Genomic DNA, 15782 nt, shown 5'->3' with positions numbered 1-15782 from the left:
TTCTCAATCATCCCCCACTTACAGGTGGAATCAGCACTATTTCATCGTTTTCTTTTAATGTCATGGCATCTTCTGCATATTCCTCATTCAAAGCAATTCGCAACGACTTTAAAGTAGCAAATTTAGGAAACTGTGTCGAGAGCTGATTTTTCAGATCCGCAACTGTTGCTTCTGAGGGAAGTGAAAGCTTATATTCAAACTGCCCTATAATGTCACGGGTAATACCAAAACACAATACTTTTAAATTCATTCTTTCAATGGGTGTTTTTCAACTACAACACTAAAAACCTTTATTGAATTTCCTTAGATAAAAATCTTTGCAAAAAAACAGACCGTTTCATCAATAATTTATTACCTGCTACCTATTTTTGTTAGAAATCAGACCAAATTTACTTCGTGCTACATTAGAATGAAAAAACTACTCACTTTTATTTTTATTCTTGGTTGTTTGCCAGATACTTTCTCGCAAAAAGTTGAAGATTTCAGTGAGTATTTTAAAGAGAAAGATTTAGAAGGAGGCTTCTTTTTGTACGATTATAAAAAGAAAGAATATACAATTAGCAATAAAGCCGAGTTGGTAAAACTCACTTCTCCCGCCTCAACTTTTAAAATCCCAAACTCGCTGATAGCTTTGGAAACAGGCGTTATTAAGGATGAAAATGAATTAGTTAAATGGGATGGACAGAAACGGTCGCGCGAGGTTTGGAATGCCGAACATGATTTAAAGCACGCTTATAAAAACTCAACAGTCTGGTTTTATCAGGAACTAGCCCGCAGGATAGGTGAGAAAAACTATCAACAATACCTGAAAAGTTGCGATTATGGCAATAAAGACATAAGCGCCGGACTAACCACTTTCTGGCTAGGTTCAAGTCTGACTATCTCACCTAAAAACCAACTTGAATTTTTAGTAAAACTGCATGAAGAGAAACTACCGTTTTCGAAAAGGACATTTGAAATCGTAAAGAAAATCATGATTCAGGAAGAAACACCTGAATATATCTTAAGAGCGAAAACAGGCTGGGCCGATACGCCGCCTAAAGATATAGGCTGGTATGTAGGATATGTGCAAAAGAAAGACCATTTGTATTTTTTTGCTACCCGAATCTACAAACCAGTAGGGAAGCAGATGCCCGCTTTTGCCGCAGACAGACTTGAAATTACCCAAAAAATATTGAAGAAATTAGGTATTATTTAAAACCCAAAAACGCTACCGAAAACCCCAATGAAAATTAAAACCCTGATTATTGACGATGAAGTAAGAGGAAGCCAAGCTCTTGCTAAACTATTGGAACGTTATCCTGAAATAGAACTCTTAGGTGCGGCTCACTCTGCTGATGACGGCATTGCTACTATTCAACGACTGAAACCTGATCTGGTGTTCCTGGATATTCAGATGCCGGGTAAAACCGGATTTGATATGCTGAATGCCATGCCCGAAGTAAAGTTTGAGGTAATCTTTGTAACAGGCTATGACCAATACGCTATTCAAGCTTTTAAATTTGGGGCAATAGATTATCTGTTGAAGCCTGTTGATATTGACGATCTTGACTACTCTGTAGAGAAAGTAATAGACCGCATTAAAAAGAAAGACACCAATCATAGCATTGAGTTGCTATTGCAGAATATCCGTACGCCTAAAAACGAGAATATGCAACTGGCGCTTCCTACACAGGAGGGGGTTTTCTATATTCCGATTTCAGAAATTCTCAGGTGCGAGTCCGATGGTAGTTATACTGTTTTTCATTTAGCCGATAAAAAGAAAATCATTGTTTCGAAAAACGTGAAAGAATATGAGGAATTATTGACCCCTTATAATTTTTGTAGGGTACATAATCAACACTTAATCAACCTGCGCCACGTTAAGAAATACGTAAAAGGCGAGGGTGGATTTGCTATTATGTCAGACAATTACGAAGTGGAAGTAGCCCGTCGCAGAAAAGAAGATTTTCTGACCGAGTTAGGCAAAATAACACTAAGGTAAACTTTTTCAGAGTTTACAGATTTTGCAGGAGCGGCACAGGTCGTTCCTGTTTTGTTTTCAGAAGCGGTACTTAGAGAAGATTCGAATACTTCAGGCACAAATATAAGTATTCTGTTCACATCAATTAGCAAGCAATTATTCTTCAGTTTTCAGATAGCCCCAGTTTTCGCCTGAGCGTATACGATTCAATTGTGTGTGAGTAATACCAAATTGTTTCGCAATCATTTTCAGACGGGTATTTTCGTTCTGAAGCATCTTCTTTATCATTCTAACCTTGGTTTCAGTCAACTTATAGTTCTTTGTATTTCTCGGAATCGGCTTATTCTTCACGGCAGGATTCTCGCGGTTGTGCTCTACCATTTCATCTTTTGTTACCCATTTCAGGTTTTCAAAATGGTTATTCACTTTGTCGTAGTCAAGGTGGATAACGAACTTATGATCGGGGCTATCTTTTTTTACGAATGCTTCGGCAACTAATTTATGAATATAGCGATTGAATGTTTTTCCTTTAGGTAATCTTACATTCAACGATCGATAACCCTGAATAACCGAGCCTTTGATAATTGTACCTTTGGCATCGTTCTGCAAACTACGGAGGCGACCAAAATTCGAGACCTCATAACGAGGCGGATTCTCCACTCCTTCTACTTCAATGACAACAGGTGTCCATCGTTCTGCCCAAAGAGCATTTTTTTCACTATTCAGTCCTCTATTCATCACAAAATTATATTAGTTTTTAATCTCAAACTATTGTCAGATTTAGCTAAAAAAGTATGCCAGCAGCAAAATGAGTATTACTCTCAACAGTCAGGATTATCTTCGCATTATAACAACATTATTGGCAAAAAATTGTTTTTAAATTGTGGTTTTAATCTAAAACTAAGGAACAAAACCCGTTTAAGTAAATGTTTTACTACTAAATAACACAACAAAGAGATGTCGAAGAAAACTTTAGTAATAGGAGCATCCACCGACCCAACACGTTATGCTTTTTTAGCTGCCAACAGATTATTAAATCACGGTCATGAAATTGAACTCATAGGTAGAGATCAAGGAAAAATTGGTGGCAAAGAAATACAAGTAACTAAGTCTGAACTAGAGGGTGTGGACACTGTAACGATGTATATCAGCCCCAAACGCCAGCCCGAATATTATGATTACATTGTAGGATTAAAGCCTAAAAGAGTCATCTTTAACCCAGGCACCGAAAATCCTGAATTTGAGTCATTACTCGCTAAAAATAAGATAGAACCGTTACACGCTTGTACATTGGTTATGCTTTCTACAGGGCAATATTAATGTGCGATTCTTACTTTAGCCGAAAAACAAACGGTTTTCATCCGAATTATTTATTAAATGGCAACTGTACTTAGGTTGCCATACGTCCCTCAAATCCTAAGTCCAGAAGTCTCTCATAAGCCGACCAGACTTCTTCAGGTATATCCATTTCTATCAGAAAGCCTTTCGCCGGATAAATCTTCAACCGTTGTAAATCTCCGGTCATATTACTAATTACACGTTCTTTGCTGATACCTCCTGCCAGACAACGTTCCACATAAGAGTCGTAGGTATCAGGCAAAGCCGAAACAATAAAATCAAAGTCTTTGAACTGTACCATGGCCGTAGCATAAGTCCGACGAATCATATAAGGCTTTTGTACCAGTATAAAACTCTTAAAATCTAAGTTTTTATCTGCTAGCAGCTTTCTTGTCAATATAAAATTCGCGCCTGTATTAGTGGCTTCATTTTCTAACAAAATTACTTCAGTAGGCACACCCTTGCTCACCGCAATATCAAAAAAGGCTTCTGCTTCGGTTTTAGGTACTTCGTTTCGCAGTTGACCTACCGGCCGAACCACCCCGCCTGAAAAAATAATATAAGGCGCATAGCCCTCATTATACAGTTGAGCAGCGTAATCGGCTACCGATGGATCGTGGCTACCTAATACAAAAATACAATCAGCTTTTTTAAGTGGCTGTTGCAAAAAATGGTAATCATACAAAAGCCTCGCGTAATCGTCAATCAGGGTTTCAGTCATTTGTCAATATTTTTACCCCTATACAAAATTATATAATATCAGTATGAATAGTTGATACTTCTGATTATAATTTCGTTAGAATTTAGGATTTGGTTAAGTACTAAAGCGTGCTTTAAATTTTTTAAAAGGTTACAAATTGCCTGATAATTTGTTCTAATTCTCGTTAGGCATGTAAGGCCCACCTGTTTCTCCCCAGCCCCATTTAGGCATTGGTTCACCATTCATCATTGGGTTTTCAGTTAATTGTGAATTAATAACTGCCAGCCTTGTTCCCCATTCAATGTATCCGACAAATGCCGAACGAAACTCCGGGTCGCTTTTTAAACCTACTTCATCTGCGGTTTGTAATAAAAGCTGAACCCAACGCTGGCGTTTTTCTTCTGTCAGCATTTTACCAATATGCTTGCCAACCATTTTAGAATGACTACCATTATCTTCAATCGTATAAAATTGAGCACCGCCAAAAACCTCTGCCACAAAATTTGAAACATGCTTCACATGTTCCGGCGACATATCTTTAAAAACTTCACCCAATAGGTCATCTTTCAAAACCTTTTCGTAAAACTTGGTAAACAAAGTTTCGAAAGTTTTAATATCTCCTGCCCATTCATAAAGTGTAGGAATAGTGTTCATTGCTTCTTTATTAATATTTAATTCTTATTTGTGCACATTTTTAATCGTGAAGCGGTTATTATCGAGTAGCCATCGCTATCATCGCTCAAAAAGGTGCCCACCGGATCGGTCACCTTTTGTAATGTCGCTTTATTGGTATTTAAAAATCATTACTGTCCTCACTCAAAAAGGTTCCTACCATATTGGTAACCTTTTCCGGTTCCGTTTTCGAGCTTGGCACTCGGAAATCACCTCTGTCTCCTTTCAAAAAGGTTCCCACCGTATTGGTAACCTTTTCCGGTTCCGTTTGAGTGGTTGATACTTCGAAACCAGTACTATTCTCGCTCAAAAAGGTTCCCACCATAATGGTAACCTTTTTCGGTTCCGTTTTCATAATTGATTGTTGAAAACCCTCTTTGACTTCTCTCAAAAAGGTTCCTACCATAATGGTAACCTTTTCTGGTTCCGTTTTAGTGACTGATTCTTGCATAGACTCCAAAACTGTTTGCTGATAACTATATCTAATCGCTCTATTAAACTTACTTCGATTTATATTGATTTTCCTTTTATCCATTTCAATAGTGATTGTAATCCTCGGCTGGACGTCTTCAACTGGGCGTCTCCCTAAATTTCCGATTTAGAATTGTGTTTCCAAAGTGTTCAGGAAGTTTTTTGGTATAATCAGACTATTGCGCAAAAGGATTGGTACGGTCGTCTGCAACAAAGGTTCGCATTCTCATCCATACGATTTTCTGCCATTTATCAATATTTTTCACCTACGGGCAAAATTATGCATTATCCAACTAAATTATTGATACTTTTATTCCATAATTTCGTTATTGAAGTTACGAGCCTGTTAAAAATGATAACACAATCTGCATACAGTCAGATAAACACTCATTAAAAAGGCTCTTTTTGATTATTAACAATAAATCAATTTAAGACTATGGTAAATGCAAAACACTTAGCCACATTTGTACTGGGAGCAGCCGCGGGTGTAGCCTTACACAAATATTTACAGACCGAAGAAGGAGAAAAGGCATTAGCCGATTTAAAAGAAAAAGGCAATAAGTTCAAGGGTGAAGCCGAGCAAGCACTTGATAAAGCACCTGAATATTTTGATAAACTAAAAACCGAAGGTGCTGAGGCTTTGAAGCAGTATTTTCCGGGTGCTGAAAAATTCTTGCAGGATTTATTCGGTGGTAACAAACCTGAAAATCCAACAACGACAACTCCACCGCCGAGTGAACCACAGGCATAAAAAAAAGGCTAACCTCGCGGTTAGCCTTTTATGATATTAAGCTTTCTTGATATTAAAGCTGATTTTGTAATCCTGTAAACTGATTGGATCAGGCGTTTGCGGATAAGGCGATACGTCTGTTACTTCAATTAAATAATTAACCCCATTCAGTTGTACTGTGGTTGAAGCAGGTTTTTGTTCACCACCTTTTATTTCAATCACCGCTTCTTTCGTTGAACCTTTTTCAGAAACGCTTATGTAAACCTTAACCATTCCTTCCCAAACACATACAACGCTTTTAGGACAGCGACTGTCCTCAATTTTTGTTACTTTTACTTCAACACCTTCCTGCAATACTACTGCTTTAGAATAGGCTGTTTCAATTGTACTACCAAACGAAGCCTTCTGTTCTGCTACGTCTTCTTTCGAACATGCAGTTGCTAATGCAACCATCATTACTACCATTAACCTTTTCATAAAATTTTCCTTTAATTTTTTAAGCTATCTTTCATACTGTCAGAGTTTTTAGTTCAAAAACCATTCCATGCTATTTTGTCTAAAATCCTCTACATATACTACAATGATGCTTTATATAGCTGAAAGGTTGGAAAAAGTTTAAAATAATATAAAAATAACCATTCCCTCAACAATGTACCCATTTATGTAGTTTTTTTTGAAAGATATTCTACTAAACTTATATATTCGTCGCAAAATCATAAACCCAATATATAGCTATGCGTTCTCACGAAATTGATTACAAAATATTTGGCGAAGACATTCAGATTGTCGAAATCGAACTAGACCCTTATGAAACCGTCATTGCTGAAGCAGGTTCTATGCTTTATATGGAAGACGGAATACAGTTTGAAACCAAAATGGGTGACGGCTCACAACCGCAACAAAGCATTTTTGGCAAACTCCTGCAGGCAGGTAGCCGTGCACTGATGGGTGAGTCTATCTTCATGACCCACTTTACTAACCGTGTGCCACAAATGAAACGCAAAGTAGCCTTTGCTGCACCGTATCCGGGTACAATCAGAGCAGTTGACCTGGCAAAGATTATGGGCAATACGCTTATAGTTCAGAAAGATGCCTTCTTATGTGCTGCTATGGGCACAAGTATCTCTATTCATTTCAATCAACGCCTGGGTTCAGGTTTCTTTGGTGGCGAGGGCTTTATTCTTGAAAAACTACAAGGCGATGGTATGGCATTTATTCACTCAGGCGGGGTAGTTATTGAGCGCCAGTTAAATAATGAAACACTACGTGTGGATACTGGTTGTGTGGTAGGGTTTGAGCCACAGCTACAATTTGATATTGAGCGTGCGGGAAGCCTAAAATCAATGATTTTTGGCGGTGAGGGCTTATTTCTGGCTACGCTTCGTGGTACAGGTAAAGTTTGGATTCAATCATTACCGATTTCGAAATTGATTCAACGTCTGGCACCTTATGGTGGTAATGCTAACAAAGAGGGTGGCTCTATTTTAGGTGGATTAGGTAATATGTTTGAAAGTTAAGATTTAAAATAAAGTAAAGCAAAAGCACAGGTAGTTGGCTATCTGTGCTTTTTTGTTGGTTTGGTGCAAAATTCTCGGATTGAAATTTGATTAAAACCCACAAAAAAATCACATTTATCATTCTGTTTGTGCAATAAAATCTGCTACTTTGCCGTGTATTTCTTTAAAACCAAAACCTCCTGCAAAAAACTATGATGATTGATCGCAGAAAATTCTTACAACAATCTGCTTCTTTAGCAGCATTGGCCCTGATAGCTAACAGAGTAGAAGCTAAAGGCACCCTGAAACAATTCGGTTGCCAGCTATATAGTATCCGTGATGTATTGCCTAAAGACCCTAAAGGCTATATGAAGCAATTGGCTGATATGGGCTACGAATATTTTGAAAGTTACTCAAAAGACCCATTCTGGGGAATGACTCCGAAAGAAGCGAAATCTTATCTATCTGATATCGGCGTGAAAATGGTAAGTACTCATTTAGGCTTGCCTGATACCAACGAAGAAATGATTGCGAAATGTGCAGAAGCAGGTTTAAGCTATGTGATTTGTCCGGCTATCGGGATGCAACCATCAGCAGATGCCTGGAAACAAAAAGCTGAGGCTTTCAGCAAACACGGCGAAACTGCAAAAAAATACGGTATCAAATATGGTTATCATAATCACTCGTACTCATTCCAGAATGCGAATGGTGTGAAAGGACAACGTATCTTATTAGAAAATACTGACCCATCTTTGGTGATGTTCGAGTTAGATATGTGCTGGATTGAAGCTTCAGGTGAAGATACGTTGGCTCACCTGAAAGAATACGGCAAACGCTACGAACTTTGCCATGTAAAGCAATTAGAAACCAAAGATCCTAAACCAAAACAAACGGATCTGGAAAAAGGTATCATTGATTACAAAACGTTGTTACGTGCAGCCAAAGATGCAGGTATTAAATACTATCTGGTAGAACAAGAGCAATATCCGGTAAGCCCGATCGAAAGTATGAAAAACGACGCAGCTTATCTGAAAGACTTGAAATTCTAATTTAGAATATAATTAAGCGAAAAGGGTGGCACGGTTTCAAATCGTGTCACCCTTTTGTGTATGACGATTTTTCAAATCGTCTGAATAAAGTACCTTAAAATTCAAAATTTTTTCACTATTGATTAATTGACGATTTAAAAACCGTCATATACATTACCCCTGTTCTAAAACAACTTAATACACTTAAAAGTCAACCGATGATAGGGTGTTAACCCATTTTGAAGAATGGCGTTGCGATGGTGTGGTGTCGGATAACCGGCATTTTCATGCCAACGGTAAGAGGGAAATTCTAAACCCAATTGCTCCATCAAATCATCACGATAGGTTTTTGCCAGAATAGAAGCAGCGGCTATTGATAAGAATTTCTCATCACCTTTCACGATACAGGTATGCGGAATGAGCGGATAAGGCACAAAGCGGTTGCCATCTACCAACAAATGTTCCGGCTGAATTTTTAATGCCTCCACTGCCCGATGCATCGCCAGAAAACTTGCCTTTGATATATTAATCTTATCTATTTCGGCCTCTGATGCTTCTTTTATCTCATAAGCCAACGCATCTCTGAATATATCATCTTTTAAACGATTCCTTTGCTTCTTGGTTAATTGTTTCGAATCATTCAGCAAAGAGTGTTTGTAGTCTTTGGGTAAAATTACAGCTGCAGCAACCACAGGCCCAGCCAGACAGCCCCTACCCGCTTCGTCAAGCCCTGCTTCTATTACGCCTTCATTATAACACGACCAAAGATTTTTTTCTTTCATGTACCCGCTGTTTCTAAAGAATATTGTTCCGATTTCCGCATTTTACCTATCAGATAATAAAAACGTGAGGTCAGTAAAATGGCCGACATAGTTAGTCCTGCAAATAGCCCTATCCAAACGCCAATGGCATCTTGTTTCAGAGTAAAGCCCAGAAAATAACCTAGTGGCAAAGCTACAACCCAATAGGCAAACATGGTAATCCAGGTCGGAATATTTACATCAGCAATACCACGTAGAATACCCAGAGCAACCACCTGTATTCCATCTGACAACTGGAAAACTGCCGCTATCCACATCAATCTCACAGCTATTTCAATTACTTCTATATCTGAAATATAAAGTTCTACCAAGAAACGCTTTAAAATGATAATCAACAACATCATAGTAGTCATGAATATACCAACTAAGAGCAAAGCCACATTGCCCGAGGTTCTTATTTTCTGAATATTCCTCAAACCTCTACCCTCACCTACTCTGATACCTCCAGCTACACCCAGGCCTGCCGCCATCATATAGGTAGTAGACGCAACATTAATAGCAATCTGGTGCGCTGCCAGTTGGTTTTCGCCAAGCCACCCCATCATTACTACGGCTAATGAAAAAGCAGCTATTTCAAAGAAAAACTGTAAGCCACTCGGCACACCAATTTTAAAAATATACTTTACCAAATCGCCTACAGGCAATGGGTTATACTTTTTCTTCAAATACTTCTTAAAGGTTTTCGCTCTGAATAGATAGGTGAACATAGCAATTACCATCAGAATACGGGTAATGAGTGTTGAGACCGCAGAGCCATTCAATCCCATTTTTGGAAAACCCCAATAGCCATTAATCAATAATACGTTAAGAATAAAGTTAGCAATAAGCCCGATGATGGTAATCATCATGGCCACATAGGTGCGAGAGAGCCCATCCGAAAGTTGTTTGGAAGCTACAAAAATGAATACAAACATACTGGATACAACAATGATACCCATAAAAGTCGGAGCTTTCTGATTGATTTCGGGCGATTGCTGAAAAATATCAAAGAAGTAGATACAGATAAAACCTACGGCACCCAATATCAGTCCAAACCACAAAGCAGCCCATAAACCAGCCCTGAATAGCCGATTGACTTCGGGTACATTCCGTTCGGCTTTGGCTTTTGAAATGAGCGGTGCAACAACAGCAAGCCCACCAATACCAATGGATGAAATCACAAAAGCAATGGAGTTGGCAATACCTGACACACCCAAGCCTATTTTGCCCAGATAATGCCCTACCATAATATTGTCAGTTACGCCCATCAAAATAGTCCCTAATTGTGCTATCACAATGGGCACAGCCAAAGACAAAGTTTTACTCGTTTCTTCTTTAAAAGAAGCAGATAATAGATTTATTTTCATAACCTTTGAAGGAAATAGCAAGCCGGATTCGCGTTTGTTGTACAATAGTCTTTAGCAGAAGACTGAAAAGATTGGCATACTTTCTCAGGAATTAACTGTTAGTTGTGGGATGCTTAGCTTAGGCTTATATCTTAACTCATAAAAATAGTATGTCTACCAGAACAACAACGACTGCTTGAAAAAGATTTGGGGTTTGGTAAAAATTTTTAAATCAACCTAAAACGGTTTAGTAATTTATGGTCAATAAGATATAAAGTTTTGAATAGTATCTGTTTATAAAAAGAGTTTGAGGAAGAAATTACCCATTAAGCGAAATATACAATTCTATTAATAATTTTTTGACATACAAAACATTCACTATCAATACATTAACCTTTTTAATAAAATTTTAAATCTTCAAATCTCACAATTTTTGTATAGTTTTGCAGCTTCATCATTTAAACGCGAGAACTTGTATGATTTTAATGGGCGTTCTTGTTGCCTATTTGTTAGGGTCTATCCCTACGGCTGTTTGGTATGGTAAAATTTTTCATGGGGTCGACGTTCGCCAACATGGTAGTGGCAATGCAGGAGCAACCAATTCTTTACGTACTTTCGGCCGAAAAGCAGGTATCATCGTTCTTATCATCGACTTCCTCAAAGGCTTTCTAGCCGTTCTTTCAGCCCAGTTTTTATTCCCTGATACTGAAAAATATTTACCCCTTATCATGGGTCTTGCTGCTGTAATCGGGCATCTATACCCGGTTTTTGCACAGTTCAGAGGTGGTAAAGGTGTGGCAACTGCACTGGGTGTTATAGCAGCCACTTTTCCGATGACCGTCATTATCTGCATGGTGGTTTTCTTTATACTCGTTTTTGCTACCAGGTATGTCTCTTTAGGTTCTATGATAGGCGCTTTGGCTTTTCCGGTACAAATTGCACTCAATGTCTGGAATGTGAATCCTAACCATGACCCTTACTATATTGCTTTTGCCAGTGCTTTATTCCTCATTCTGGTATTCACGCACCGCCACAACATTCAGCGTTTGATGAAAGGAACCGAAAATAAATTCGGCGCTAAGAAATAAATCACGCTTTCTAAAATTGTATTCTCTCCATCAATTACTTTACTTTGTAGTAAGGATGAGATAGCTTTTTGCTTTCTATTATCCAACTAGTCACACATTTACCCAAAGCGCTTGGGTAACCATAACACATATCTATGAGTATTTATATAGACCAGAACAAAGATCGTTTTTTAAACGAGTTGTTTGATTTTCTCAGGATTCCGTCTGTCAGTGCCGATTCTAAATTTCAGCCTGATATGATTCGTGCAGCCGAATATATTCAAGAAAAATTACTAGCAGCAGGGCTTGATAAAGCTGAAATAGTACCTACGGCCGGACATCCGGTAGTATACGCCGAAAAAATTGTGGATGCTGCCTTACCAACTATTCTGGTATACGGACACTACGACGTTCAACCTGCCGACCCTTACGAATTGTGGAACTCTCCTCCATTTGAGCCTACTATCAAAAAGACAAAAGTACACCCTGAGGGCGCAATCTTCGCCCGTGGTTCCTGCGATGATAAGGGGCAGATTTATATGCACGTAAAAGCCATTGAAATGATGCTGGCTGACGGCAACCTGCCTTGTAATGTAAAGATTATGTTTGAGGGAGAAGAAGAAGTGGGCTCTGAGCATTTAGGCACTTTTGTGAAAGAAAACAAAGAAAAGCTCAAAGCCGACGTTATTCTGATTTCAGATACTTCTATCATTGCCAACGATATTCCATCAGTAGAAACAGGTTTACGAGGATTAACTTATATGGAAGTATCAGTTACAGGCCCGAACCGTGACTTACATTCTGGTGTGTACGGTGGTGCTGTAGCCAATCCAGTAAATGTTTTGTGCGAGATGATTGCTTCATTACATGATGCCGATGGCAAAATAACCGTAAAAGGATTTTATGATAAAGTATTGGAGCTAAGCCAGGAAGAAAGAGACGATTTAGAAGCTGCTCCATTTAGCTTAGAAGAATACAAAGAGGATTTAGATATTGCCGAAGTAACAGGCGAAAAAGGATATACCACCCGTGAGCGTGCCTCTATCCGCCCGACTTTAGACGTGAATGGTATATGGGGTGGCTATACAGGCGAGGGTTCAAAGACGGTGCTACCATCGAAAGCTTTCGCTAAAATCTCGATGCGTTTAGTACCGGATCAGGATTGGGAAGAAATAGCTGAATTATTCGATGCGCATTTCAGAGCGATTGCTCCGCCAACGGTTAAAGTAACTGTTACCCGTCATCATGGCGGACAACCTTATGTTACCCCAACCGAATCAGCAGGTTATAAAGCAGCGATGCTGGCAATGGAAGAAGCCTATGGCAAAAAACCTGTACCAACCCGTGGCGGTGGAAGTATCCCGATTGTAGCCCTTTTTGAAAAAGAATTAGGTTTAAAATCAATCCTATTCGGCTTTGGGCTTGATTCTGATGCGCTGCACTCGCCTAACGAACATTATGGTCTGGTTAACTTCTTCAAGGGTATAGAAACCATTCCTTTATTCTATAAGCATTATGCCGAATTAATGAAATAAGCGATACGGATGGATACGCAATCGAAGCAAATCGTTTTTGAGCAGTTACAGGCATTACTCCATGATCGGGTAGTTGACAATGAAACCACTCGCAACGAACATGGCGTTGGGTTTAGTTATCACGCTTGTACCCCGCCCGATTGGGTTGTGTATCCATCTTCTGCCGAAGAAATCTCCGAAATCGTTAAGATTTGCGCGGCTAATCAAATACCGATTATTCCATTCGGGGCAGGCACTTCGGTTGAGGGACATATACTAGCTGTAAATGGCGGCGTTTGCATAGACCTCCGGTTGATGAACCAGATTCTGGAAATCAATCATGCAGATATGTATGCCACCATCCAACCTGGCGTTACCCGTAATCAATTGGATGAAGCGCTGCAAGGCACAGGTTTCTTTTTCCCGATTGGCCCGGGAGTCAATGCCACCTTAGGCGGCATGGCAAGTACCCGTGCCTCAGGCACAAATGCCGTTCGTTACGGCACCATGAAAGAGAATGTGCTATCGCTCAAAGTAGTATTACCAGACGGAAAACTCATCAAAACCGGAAGCAAAGCTAAAAAATCTTCGGCAGGCTACGACCTTACTCATCTTTTTGTAGGTGCAGAAGGCACTTTAGGTGTTATTACTGAATTAACGCTCAAATTACATAGCTATCCACAAGCCATTTATGCGGCGGTTTGTTCTTTCCCTACAGTAGAAGCGGCTGTGAATACTACCATTCAAACTATTCAGAAAGGCATACCTATTGCCAAAATTGAATTGCTTGATGAACAGATGATGCGGGCTATTAACCGCTATTCTTCCTTGAATTATGCAGAAACGCCAACGCTTTTTTTAGAGTTTCATGGTTCACAGGCAGAATTAGAAGAACAAGTTGAACAGGTAGAGACTATTGCTAAGAGTTTCGGTGCCAAAGAGTTTATCTGGGAAAAAGACGAAGCTGCCCGCACAAAACTATGGCGCGCCCGTACTGATGCCGCTCCTGCCTCTGTAGCGTATCGAAAAGACGGACAATTGATGTCAACAGATGTTTGTGTACCGATTTCAAGATTAGCCAAATGTATTACTGAAACTCAGCTTGATATTGAAGAGACTGGCATCTACGCCCCCATTTTAGGACATGTAGGTGATGGTAATTTTCACCTGACTATTGTGATAGATTCTAATAATCCCGAAGAGTTTGAAAAAGCCAAAGCGCTCAATAAACGCCTGGTAAAAAGGGCCCTAGAGATGGAAGGCACCTGCACAGGTGAACATGGCATAGGCATTGGCAAGTTATCATATATGACCTTAGAGCATGGCGAAGCCGTATCTACCATGTGGACTATCAAAAAGGCGCTCGACCCTCTAAATATCATGAATCCCGGGAAACTACTTCCTGTGCTTGATTAAATTCTCTTGCTACAAAGTTTATCATCTTTGCATTCGTAATAAATAAATTTTATTATAAACTTTGCAAATGTTTCATTGACGCCCCTCAAACCTATGAAAACTTTTCTTTGCGCGCTGCTATTTGTTCAGATTTGTTTTGCCCAGACACCCAATTTTGTTTCTCAAACTATTGACAATCAGGTAAGTATTGGCTATGGTTTAGCTATCGGAGATGTGGATGGCGACAAGAAGCCTGATATCTTGATGGCCGACCAGAAACAATTTGTCTGGTACCGAAACGGAGACTGGAAGCGTTTTGTGATGATTGAGAATCTGACAACCAGAGACAATGTTTGCATAGCCGCAAGAGATATAGATGGGGATGGAAAAGTAGAAGTTGCTGTAGGTGCTAACTGGAACCCGGGTGAAACCAATGACCTGAGCAAATCAGGCTCGGTTCATTACCTGATTCGTCCCGCTGACCCTACGCAGAAATGGGAAGCAGTTGAATTACATCATGAAGTAACTATCCACCGCATGAAATGGGTAAAAACCAAAAATGCCTATCAATTAGTGGTTGTGCCTTTGCATGGCCTAGGCAATAAAAATGGCGAAGGTGCAGGAGTAAAAATATGGGCGTATAATAAACCAGTAAATCCTAAAACCGATTGGAAACGAACAATTATTGATTCGACCATGCACCTCACTCATAATTTTGAGATAAAGGAGGATAAAAATACTACCTGGCTCACTATCGGAGGGAAAGAGGGTTTACGTACCTATCAGTACACTGACAAGTGGGAGAAATCAGGGAAAGCGCATGGAAATATGCAGATTGGAGAAGTAAAATATACAGAAGTGGGTAAAAATGGCTATTTTGCAACCGTTCAGCCTATGCATGGTAATAAACTGGTTTGGGTAAGCGATACGAAAGAGCCGGTTGTCCTGAACGAAAATCTGAATCAAGGGCATGCCCTTGCTTTAGCGGATTTCCTTAAATTAGGCAGGCCACAAATAGCTGTGGGCTGGCGTGAACCAAATAAAGATAAAAAGGTAGGCATCAAATTTTATGTGCCTGACGCAACGCTATCCCAATGGAGTGAGTATACCATAGACGATAATATGATGGCTTGCGAAGACATGCAAAGTGCCGATTTAGATGGTGACGGTAAGATAGATTTAATTGCCGCAGGAAGAGCCTCTAAAAACCTGATTATCTATTGGAACAGACAATAAAATAAAACAAAACTACTATAAAACTT

At 39.4% G+C, this 15782-nt stretch carries 18 protein-coding genes; 10 read left to right on the top strand and 8 right to left on the bottom strand.

Features of this window, described 5'->3' with window-relative positions; translation table 11 throughout:
- Positions 1 to 7 precede the first annotated feature (7 nt).
- Positions 8 to 250 carry a molybdopterin converting factor subunit 1 gene (gene moaD / locus D0T08_RS06390; RefSeq protein WP_116981772.1) on the bottom strand — a complete coding sequence of 81 codons (243 nt, stop codon included), beginning with the start codon at positions 248 to 250 and terminating at the stop codon, positions 8 to 10.
- Positions 251 to 409: 159 nt separating this feature from the next.
- On the opposite strand from moaD, the gene blaOXA reads away from it, so the two are divergent.
- Together blaOXA and D0T08_RS06380 are read left to right on the top strand one after the other, a co-directional pair.
- The gene (gene blaOXA, locus D0T08_RS06385; RefSeq protein WP_116981771.1) at positions 410 to 1198 is read left to right on the top strand and encodes a class D beta-lactamase; all 789 of its coding nucleotides are present in this window, start codon (positions 410 to 412) and stop codon (positions 1196 to 1198) included.
- A gap of 27 nt (positions 1199 to 1225) precedes the next feature.
- On the top strand, positions 1226 to 1984 hold the full coding sequence (locus D0T08_RS06380; protein WP_116981770.1) for a LytTR family DNA-binding domain-containing protein: 759 nt from the start codon (positions 1226 to 1228) through the stop codon (positions 1982 to 1984).
- A gap of 135 nt (positions 1985 to 2119) precedes the next feature.
- Here D0T08_RS06380 and D0T08_RS06375 read toward each other — a convergent pair whose 3' ends face one another.
- Positions 2120 to 2701, bottom strand: a complete 582-nt coding sequence (locus D0T08_RS06375) for an NUMOD4 domain-containing protein (protein WP_116981769.1) — start codon at positions 2699 to 2701, stop codon at positions 2120 to 2122.
- 219 nt (positions 2702 to 2920) lie between these two features.
- On the opposite strand from D0T08_RS06375, the gene D0T08_RS06370 reads away from it, so the two are divergent.
- Complete coding sequence (locus D0T08_RS06370) at positions 2921 to 3283, top strand: CoA-binding protein (RefSeq protein ID WP_116981768.1); 363 nt, start codon at positions 2921 to 2923, stop codon at positions 3281 to 3283.
- Between the two features lie 70 nt (positions 3284 to 3353).
- Here the strand turns inward: D0T08_RS06370 and D0T08_RS06365 are convergent, their stop codons facing one another.
- The 3 genes from D0T08_RS06365 to D0T08_RS06355 form a co-directional block, all read right to left on the bottom strand.
- A complete protein-coding gene (locus D0T08_RS06365; RefSeq protein ID WP_116981767.1) occupies positions 3354 to 4022 on the bottom strand; it encodes a YdcF family protein in 669 nt (222 codons plus the stop codon).
- A 153-nt stretch (positions 4023 to 4175) separates the two neighbouring features.
- The gene (locus D0T08_RS06360) at positions 4176 to 4655 is read right to left on the bottom strand and encodes a group II truncated hemoglobin (RefSeq protein WP_116981766.1); all 480 of its coding nucleotides are present in this window, start codon (positions 4653 to 4655) and stop codon (positions 4176 to 4178) included.
- Between the two features lie 139 nt (positions 4656 to 4794).
- Positions 4795 to 5124, bottom strand: coding sequence for a hypothetical protein (locus D0T08_RS06355; protein WP_116981765.1), 330 nt, complete (start codon positions 5122 to 5124; stop codon positions 4795 to 4797).
- 456 nt (positions 5125 to 5580) lie between these two features.
- On the opposite strand from D0T08_RS06355, the gene D0T08_RS06350 reads away from it, so the two are divergent.
- Positions 5581 to 5895, top strand: coding sequence for a YtxH domain-containing protein (locus tag D0T08_RS06350; protein WP_116981764.1), 315 nt, complete (start codon positions 5581 to 5583; stop codon positions 5893 to 5895).
- A gap of 36 nt (positions 5896 to 5931) precedes the next feature.
- Here D0T08_RS06350 and D0T08_RS06345 read toward each other — a convergent pair whose 3' ends face one another.
- The gene (locus D0T08_RS06345; protein ID WP_147322720.1) at positions 5932 to 6351 is read right to left on the bottom strand and encodes a hypothetical protein; all 420 of its coding nucleotides are present in this window, start codon (positions 6349 to 6351) and stop codon (positions 5932 to 5934) included.
- Between the two features lie 257 nt (positions 6352 to 6608).
- On the opposite strand from D0T08_RS06345, the gene D0T08_RS06340 reads away from it, so the two are divergent.
- Both D0T08_RS06340 and D0T08_RS06335 read left to right on the top strand, forming a co-directional pair.
- Complete coding sequence (locus D0T08_RS06340; RefSeq protein WP_116981762.1) at positions 6609 to 7391, top strand: TIGR00266 family protein; 783 nt, start codon at positions 6609 to 6611, stop codon at positions 7389 to 7391.
- Between the two features lie 191 nt (positions 7392 to 7582).
- Positions 7583 to 8419, top strand: a complete 837-nt coding sequence (locus tag D0T08_RS06335; protein ID WP_116981761.1) for a sugar phosphate isomerase/epimerase — start codon at positions 7583 to 7585, stop codon at positions 8417 to 8419.
- 164 nt (positions 8420 to 8583) lie between these two features.
- Here D0T08_RS06335 and D0T08_RS06330 read toward each other — a convergent pair whose 3' ends face one another.
- On the bottom strand, positions 8584 to 9180 hold the full coding sequence (locus D0T08_RS06330; RefSeq protein ID WP_116981760.1) for a ribonuclease HII: 597 nt from the start codon (positions 9178 to 9180) through the stop codon (positions 8584 to 8586).
- A complete protein-coding gene (locus D0T08_RS06325; RefSeq protein ID WP_199538126.1) occupies positions 9177 to 10565 on the bottom strand; it encodes an MATE family efflux transporter in 1389 nt (462 codons plus the stop codon). Before D0T08_RS06325 ends, D0T08_RS06330 begins: the two co-directional genes overlap by 4 nt.
- Before the next feature lie 464 nt (positions 10566 to 11029).
- Here D0T08_RS06325 and plsY point away from each other — a divergent pair, with 464 nt between their 5' ends.
- The 4 genes from plsY (at position 11030) to D0T08_RS06305 (ending at position 15756) form a co-directional block, all read left to right on the top strand.
- Positions 11030 to 11632: a glycerol-3-phosphate 1-O-acyltransferase PlsY gene (gene plsY, locus D0T08_RS06320; protein ID WP_229238910.1), complete on the top strand. Its 603-nt coding sequence runs from the start codon at positions 11030 to 11032 to the stop codon at positions 11630 to 11632.
- Between the two features lie 134 nt (positions 11633 to 11766).
- Positions 11767 to 13146, top strand: a complete 1380-nt coding sequence (locus D0T08_RS06315; protein WP_116981758.1) for a dipeptidase — start codon at positions 11767 to 11769, stop codon at positions 13144 to 13146.
- Between the two features lie 9 nt (positions 13147 to 13155).
- Positions 13156 to 14541 carry an FAD-binding oxidoreductase gene (locus D0T08_RS06310; protein ID WP_116981757.1) on the top strand — a complete coding sequence of 462 codons (1386 nt, stop codon included), beginning with the start codon at positions 13156 to 13158 and terminating at the stop codon, positions 14539 to 14541.
- Positions 14542 to 14634: 93 nt separating this feature from the next.
- The gene (locus D0T08_RS06305) at positions 14635 to 15756 is read left to right on the top strand and encodes an FG-GAP and VCBS repeat-containing protein (RefSeq protein ID WP_116981756.1); all 1122 of its coding nucleotides are present in this window, start codon (positions 14635 to 14637) and stop codon (positions 15754 to 15756) included.
- The last annotated feature ends 26 nt before the right edge of the window (positions 15757 to 15782 follow it).

This window comes from Emticicia sp. C21 (assembly GCF_003418935.1).
Lineage (GTDB): Bacteria > Bacteroidota > Bacteroidia > Cytophagales > Spirosomataceae > Emticicia.
The sequence above is the reverse complement of the archived record's forward strand: the minus strand, read 5'-3'. Positions and strand labels throughout refer to the sequence as shown.